The sequence below is a fragment of the Carboxylicivirga fragile genome (assembly GCF_050589805.1).
In the GTDB taxonomy this organism is placed as follows: domain Bacteria; phylum Bacteroidota; class Bacteroidia; order Bacteroidales; family Marinilabiliaceae; genus Carboxylicivirga; species Carboxylicivirga fragile.
Genome location: NZ_JBNGOY010000095.1, coordinates 1 through 6857, shown reverse-complemented (window position 1 = coordinate 6857; position 6857 = coordinate 1). Strand labels below are relative to the sequence as shown.

Here is a 6857-nt window from a genome sequence, read left to right as displayed (position 1 = left end):
ACAAGCAAACTTACAGTTTGTTATTTTACTTTCGTTTTACCCCTCCAAACCTCCCCTAAAGTGGAGGCTTAAGTCCCCTTCAGGGGATTTAGGGGGGATATTTGATTACAAATTAAAAGTAACCTAATTGTGATTTTTACTTTTTGGACATCCTCTTTTTAAAATCAATTAATCTGAGAAATATTTCTGTGATGAATAAGTATCTTCATGCTGGTTTTGAGAATATTGAAGTATATAATTTGATATGTAATATTTTGACAATCAATCCATCTGAAAATGATGGCAAATTTGATAACCTTAAATCTATGCTTCATCAGGAATAGCAAGGGTTTGTTAAAATTATTTAAAATACCATTTTACTGATTTTGTCATGCTTTTGTAATACCAATAATGATTACTTTCGCGCCGTTTTAATATTGCTTATAACTAATTTATAAAATGGAAAACAACACGTTTGTTGCGAAAGATGTAACGGCCAACCCAGGACCGTTAGGATTAACAGGATTTGCCTTAAGTACAATTTTGTTAAACTTACACAATGCAGGATTATTTGGATTAGACACAATGATTCTAGCTATGGGAGTTGTAATGGGAGGAGCTATTCAAATTATGGTAGGTGCTATGGAATGGCAAAAAAACAACCTTTTTGGCACAATGGCATTTAGCTCATATGGAGCATTTTGGATTTCTTTAGTGTTTCTGATGATTTTACCTAAACTCGGTATGGGAGATGCACCATCTAAAGTTGCGATGGGTTATTACCTAACAGTATGGGGAATTTACTCTTTTGGTTTATTTATCGCTACATTGAAAATGAATAAAGCTATGGTGTTTTTATTTGCAACCGTAGTGATTTTGTTTGCTCTGCTTGCCATTGCTAACTTTACAGGTAGTCATTTGATTCATACCATTGCTGGTATTGAAGGTGTTATTTGTGGTGCAACTGCTTTATATATTGCATTAGCACAACTTTTTATTGAAGTTTATAAACGACCACTTTTGCCTCTTGCTTAAGTTTTAGTTTTTAAAATATATTTAATAACGCTCGAATATTACATTCGAGCGTTATTTTTTGATGTTAATCCAACTAAATAACGACTCTATCAATAAAGTGATATTGTCTTCACTAAGCTTTTAATTAATGGCTAATTTGCGTGTGCATTAACCTAAATTGATTATCACAAAAATGAATCATCTTGAGAGTGCCTTTCGAGGCAGTAATAAATGGTGGGCTTACATAGTTGTTTTCCTGGTTACCTTTCTGCTTGCTCAAGCAATAGGAGGTATTCCTCTTGGAATTATTTTAACTGTATTTGGAGACGGAGAGATAGACTATAATAAAGCTATCGACTTTAACGCTCACGGTATTAATGCTTCGCTAGGCTTGGCATTGATGCTATTACCTTTTGTTGTGTCATTTTTTGCTCTGGTATTAATAATGAAACCACTGCATGGTCGATCTTTTAAAAGTTTAATAAACGGTACCTACTATGTAAGAAAGTTCAGGATTGTAATGGGCTTTTGTCTTTGGGGTCTTATAATTGCGTTTGCTACTATAGTTGATTATTACCTTAATATTAGTGATTATCATGTGCGTTTCGACTTGGGTAAACTTTTACCCTTACTTGTTGTGTCATTGTTATTGCTGCCTTTCCAAACGTTTTATGAAGAACTTTTTGTAAGAGGTTATTTAGCTCAGGGCATAGGGGTGTTAACCCGTAACCGCATATTGGTTTTAATAATTCCTTCCTTATTATTTGCTCTATTACACGGATTAAATCCGGAAGTACATAAACATGGATTTCTTTTAATGATGGCCAATTACCTTTCAGTAGGTTTAATTTTTGCCATTGTCTCTGTTTTGGATGATGGAATTGAATTGGCGATGGGGGCGCATGCTGCTAATAATATTTTTATTAGTGTTTTTGTAACAACTGAGAGTAGCGCCTTGCAGACCGATGCCTTATTACTGTCGCTTACCGATGAGCAGAAATGGAGCGATCTGTTGGGAGTATGGCTTATTGGGATAGTTTTTATTGGCGTTTTTGCCTTTAAATACAAATGGTCGCTTCAATCATTGTTTAAACGAATTGAGCGACCAAGTGTGTAAATGAGTTTTAATCTGTTTCTAGTTTTGTCGAACAGAACCTGAAACAGTGCTTATTTCTTTATTTCCTTTTAGGTTTTCAATGCGGAAATCACCAGATACGGAAGAACCCTTTAAATTACCGTCTACATCACTTAATTTAAGGTTTCCTGAAACACTTGAGGTTTTAACATGTCCCTTTATATCGCTCAAGTATATATTTCCCGATATGGTAGTGGCTTTAACATCTCCGGTTAATTTATCACCATTAAGGTTGCCTGAAATGGAGTTTAACTTTATGGATTGTTGACCAACCCCATTTAACTTCACATTTCCACTAATGGTATTAACTTTTACATCAGTTAATGAAGGAAGCTTAATGTCAAAGTTGCCAGAGGTGTTTCCTTTAACATTTCGAGGGTGATCAACTTCGATGTGTAAGGTTGTTCCTCTAACCTCGGTAATAATCTCAAAGTCTTGTTTAGTATTCGACCATTCGATTAAACCTTTTACAGATACTGTATTGCCATCCGTTGCTTCGATATTAACATTGCTAAATATAACATCCACTTCTATTTCCGTTATATTCTCGAAGGTTTCATCAATTTTCGCCTCTTGTGCTGTTGCAAATAAAGAAAAAACTGTAAATGCGCCTATTAAAATAAGTTGTCTCATGTTTATAGATTTTTAAATACATGAATAAGACGCCTTGATGCCAGATAAAGTTACACGGGATTTGTTGTTCGTAATTGATAACCGCTACCGTGGATGTTGATTATTTCTACCCCAGGAACATCTCTTAGGTATTTTCTTAGTTTGGTTATGTATACATCCATGCTTCGGGTAGTGAAATAACCCGTTTCGCCCCATACTTGTTTTAGAGCGGTTTCGCGAGGCAATACTTTATTTTCCGATTGGCATAAGAGTAACAATAGATTGGCTTCCTTGGGAGAAAGTTTATATTCGTCATTCTTGTATTGAACTACCCTTAAAACAGGATTAAAACTGGCTTCGTTTATTTTATATTCTTCTTTTGTTTCAACCTCCTGATCGCGCATGTGGCGATTAAGAATGGCGTTAAGTTTGCAAATTAGTATTTCAGAATCGAAAGGTTTAGTAATATAGTCATCTGCACCGGTGCTATAACCCTCAATTACGTCTTCTTTCATAACTTTTGCAGTTAGAAAAATGATTGGCGTTTCAGGAGAATTTTCTTTGATTTCGCGAGCAATACTAAACCCATCCGTATTGGGTAGCATCACATCTAAAATGCAGATATCATAATCGTTTTCAGTAAATCGCTTGTAGGCTTGCAAACCATCTTTTATCCAATCAACAAGGAATCCATTAATTTCAAGATATGCCTTCATGACTGTACCAAAATTACGATCATCCTCTACCATAAATATTCTATATGTCTGTGCCATGTTTTCTATTTAAAAGGTAAATATATGATGAATTCTGTACCAATATTAATCTTGCTTTTAACTTGAATTGAACCTTGGTGGGCGTCGATAACTGCTTTGACATAACTTAGGCCTAAGCCAAAACCTTTAACATTATGAACATTGCCGCCTTCAGCTCTATAGAACTTATCGAATATTTTATTCTGTTGCTCGCGCGACATGCCAATGCCATTGTCTTTTATGCTAATGCTGATACCATTATTGAAGTTCTTGGTATTAATTTCAACCATAGGTGAAGACTTGGTATACTTTAGTGCGTTCTCCAGAAGATTAACAATCACATTATTAAAGTGTATTTCATCGACTTGGAAAATATTTAAATCGGCCTTTAATTGAGTTTTTATTTCACCTTTGGTTTCATTTACCAAAAGCTGCATGCTATCAACTGCCTGATGAATAAGTTCATGTACATCCCTTGACGCTAACACAACTGAAAAATCTTTCTTCTCGATGAGTGACATCTGCAATACACGTTCAACGTGGCTATTCATACGTGTGTTTTCTTCCTTAATAATCTTTAGAAATTTTTGCGTATGATCTTTATTGCCCAGTATGCTGGGGGTTAGTATGCTGTCTGTTGCCAGGTTAATAGTGGCAATGGGTGTTTTAAACTCGTGTGTCATGTTATTAATAAAATCGGTCTTAATTTGCGAGACTTTCTTTTGGTTTAATATCATGCGTAGGGTTAAGAAAAATGTTAATAAAATAAATATGGTGAAAATGGTTGATATGGCTAACATCCATCCTTGAGTTTTGTAGAGGTAAGTAGCCATATCTGGAAAATAAATGACCAGCTCGTAAGGAGAAATACCTTGAAAAATATCACGAGGGAAGAGATTAATGGAAATAGCTGAATGGTTTAAGGCACCTTCTTTATTAAACGCTTCGGAGTGATAGTCCAATAAATTCTGATTCATGCGGTCAAATACGGCATATTCAAATTTTGTATTTATTCCATTTTGAGCCAATTCATGCGTAATTACAGTTTCGATGTTGGATAAGTCTAAACGTTGCTGTAAGGGGTTGTGACGCGATTCTAATTCAAATTGCATTTGATTGAATACCTCCAATATTTCATTGCCCTTTGAATCGATTCGTTCTACAACTTTAAGCAATGAATCTTCTACGTGAATCATCTGCTCTTCTAATTCAACTAAATCAATTTCCTGGCCACCTGTACTTATCCAAACAGAATGTTCTGTGTTATTTCCTTGTATTTCAACGGTAGCTTCTATGCGTGTCCCATTTTTCTCAATAATAGTATCCTGATGGTGATAGTAGCCATGTTGTTCGCCTTGATCGGGTTTAATACGCTTAATAGCGATAAGCGTATCTGGATTAAAATTTTGTCTTATTACTTGTTTCGTTTTTCGCGGGCGTGAAAAGAAGGTATTATATATTTGTTGAGCCTGGTGCTCCTTTTTAATTCGTGATACACTGTTATCCAACGATTCGTATACTGAGGTATGGAATTTTTCTCGCTGTACTTTAATGGATTGTTTTATCCATAGGTATTGCGCAGCAATTATTCCCAACAAGCTTAGACTCATAAGTAATACTAGGCCTATGATTGATTTTTGCTTCATAACTATTATAATTGTACCGATTGTGAAACATATGACTGATGAAAATTCAATCTAAGTGCTTATATCGGTATAAAACATTGTAAATATAAGATATTCATTTGAGCAGCTGTAGTACATTAACCTTTCCTTAACTCTTTTTAACCCGAGCTTAACCCTAATAGAATCAATGCATTTGTACATTTGTTGAAGAAAAAAGGTTAATCTATTCACTTTGTAATTTAAAGACTATGAGAAAAAGTACTACGCTAACTAACAATTTGGGAATGTTTCTTTTAATAGCATTGCTAGGATTTGGTTTGACGCTAAATGCGCAGAAAAAGGAGAAGAGGGTTGTGAAAATTATCGAACATAGCGATCACGAGCATGGAGATGCAGATACAGTTATTTCAAAAAATGTTATGGTTTATCACATCGATGAGCATGATGTTAATGTGAATATCGATAGTATTATTAAAGTTCATAAGGGCGACATTGATAAGCATATGAAGGTGATGGCATTTAAACTGGATTCGCTTGATGAGTTAGATTTTGATTTCGAGTTTGATGGTGATATGGAAAAAATGCACATCGAGTTGCAACGTGTGATGGAGGAAAATGGACATGCCTTTGATGAGCTTAAGAAGATTCAAATGTCGGAAGCTGGCAATATGGTTTTTATTAGTGAAGATGGCGAACATCACACAATAAATATTGATGAGGAGATTGATGGTGATGTTAAACGTGTTAAGATCATTACCAAGAGTCATTGTGAGGAAGGAAATGAAAAAGGAGAGCGCGTAGAGTCCTACATCATTAAAACAGGGGATAGAAGTGAGGCGAACGTTTGGCATTCAAAAGCTAATATTCATAGAGCGAATGTTAAAATTGAATCCATCCCGATGGAGGATATTGCCTTTCTGAAGAAAGCAGGTGTTCCAACCAAAAACTTAATGAATGAGGCCATTAAAGTTGAAGAGTTAAAATTGAAGATTGAAAAGCATATTGAGAATGAAATCAATCAAACTATTGTGCACATTGAGTGTATATTACCCGATGAAGGACCGTATACACTGGAAGTGCTAAAAAAGGATAGTGAACCTTTGATGAAGAAGGAAACAATCAATGATAAAAAATTAAAGAAGGAGTTTGAAGTTAAAGAAGAAGAAGCTCCGTACTATTTAATTCTCTCAAAAAACAATCAACTGTTTGGTCGTAAAATAGTGTTATAGGTATAGGTTTAATAAAAGTAGGGCGTTCGTGTTTATTTCATTAATAAGCACGAACGCTTTTTTTTTGCTAATTTATTATTGGCTACTATGGTTTCTAAAAAATGGAAAAGGCTTGAGGTAAATGAATGATTCAATTATAAGTGTCCTAATTTGGAAATGCTTTTGCTTGGGTAGTTGGTAGTGAATTGATTAGAGTGTTTTTTAGGATGTGTAAATGCCCTGCATTATGCTAGATAACTTCAAGTGATTATTTAGTAATAAATACCAATTAATGATTTAATAAGCATAGTGGGTTTATTAGGCTTTCTTATAACTAGTAGTGAGATTAGTGGGTGTAAGTGGTTGCAATAGAATAGAAAGTAATTTGTGTAGCAGAGGATGAACTTAAACTCTTCTTATATATTGCTGATAATTTTCCAATACTGCTGATGCGTTAAAATTAGTCACCAAATAATTTTAGTTGTTCTTTGACATCTTGATTGATTTGATATTCTGTAAGCAGTTCTTGTAT

The 6857-nt window shown here is 34.6% G+C and carries 7 protein-coding genes; 4 read left to right on the top strand and 3 right to left on the bottom strand.

What is annotated here, in order from left to right:
- Positions 1-191: 191 nt before the first annotated feature.
- From ACRD7B_RS22440 to ACRD7B_RS22430, 3 genes are all read left to right on the top strand, one after another.
- Entirely contained in the window at positions 192-323 is a 132-nt protein-coding gene (locus tag ACRD7B_RS22440; RefSeq protein WP_430826911.1) for a hypothetical protein, read from the top strand.
- 115 nt (positions 324-438) lie between these two features.
- Positions 439-1014, top strand: a complete 576-nt coding sequence (locus tag ACRD7B_RS22435) for an acetate uptake transporter (RefSeq protein ID WP_430826910.1) — start codon at positions 439-441, stop codon at positions 1012-1014.
- Positions 1015-1186: 172 nt separating this feature from the next.
- Positions 1187-2110 (top strand): CPBP family intramembrane glutamic endopeptidase, encoded by a 924-nt coding sequence (locus tag ACRD7B_RS22430; protein ID WP_430826909.1) that lies wholly within the window; start codon positions 1187-1189, stop codon positions 2108-2110.
- A gap of 18 nt (positions 2111-2128) precedes the next feature.
- On the opposite strand, the gene ACRD7B_RS22425 is transcribed toward ACRD7B_RS22430, so the two are convergent.
- The 3 genes from ACRD7B_RS22425 to ACRD7B_RS22415 are packed head-to-tail and all read right to left on the bottom strand — an operon-like array spanning position 2129 to position 5138.
- Positions 2129-2761 carry a DUF4097 family beta strand repeat-containing protein gene (locus tag ACRD7B_RS22425; protein ID WP_430826908.1) on the bottom strand — a complete coding sequence of 211 codons (633 nt, stop codon included), beginning with the start codon at positions 2759-2761 and terminating at the stop codon, positions 2129-2131.
- Positions 2762-2811: 50 nt separating this feature from the next.
- Positions 2812-3513 (bottom strand): response regulator transcription factor, encoded by a 702-nt coding sequence (locus tag ACRD7B_RS22420; RefSeq protein ID WP_430826907.1) that lies wholly within the window; start codon positions 3511-3513, stop codon positions 2812-2814.
- A gap of 5 nt (positions 3514-3518) precedes the next feature.
- Positions 3519-5138 (bottom strand): sensor histidine kinase, encoded by a 1620-nt coding sequence (locus tag ACRD7B_RS22415; RefSeq protein ID WP_430826906.1) that lies wholly within the window; start codon positions 5136-5138, stop codon positions 3519-3521.
- Between the two features lie 227 nt (positions 5139-5365).
- On the opposite strand from ACRD7B_RS22415, the gene ACRD7B_RS22410 reads away from it, so the two are divergent.
- A complete protein-coding gene (locus tag ACRD7B_RS22410) occupies positions 5366-6346 on the top strand; it encodes a hypothetical protein (protein WP_430826905.1) in 981 nt (326 codons plus the stop codon).
- Positions 6347-6857: the final 511 nt, after the last annotated feature.